1 protein-coding gene is annotated in these 293 nt (G+C 77.5%); it reads right to left on the minus strand.

The genetic code is table 11. The features are described 5' to 3' along the window. Positions 1 to 8: 8 nt before the first annotated feature. A partial coding sequence (locus Q0L15_RS18925; RefSeq protein ID WP_296606062.1) for a hypothetical protein occupies positions 9 to 293 on the minus strand: 285 nt, incomplete at its 5' end.

Consider the following 293-nt stretch of genomic DNA (forward strand, 5'->3'; position numbering starts at 1 on the left):
AGCTCTGATCAGCGGCCCCGCGAGACGGCGGCCTTCGCCGGTCCGACGACCCCCGCGGCGCTGACGCCGCGCACGCTCACCCGCACGGTCGTGGAGCGGAACACGCTGGGCAGCGCGAGCGAGCGCTGGCTCAGCAGCACCGACCAGCGGCGGCCGTCGGACGCCGTCGCGACCACGCGCCAGGTGCGCGCCCCGCGAGCGCTCGCCCACGTCGCGATCGCTCGTGACGACGTCCGCGTGATCGTCACGCGCGGGGCGCGGGCCGGCTTCTGCGGTCCGGGCGCGCGGTAGCT

Source organism: Nocardioides sp. (assembly GCF_024509035.1).
GTDB lineage: Bacteria > Actinomycetota > Actinomycetes > Propionibacteriales > Nocardioidaceae > Nocardioides.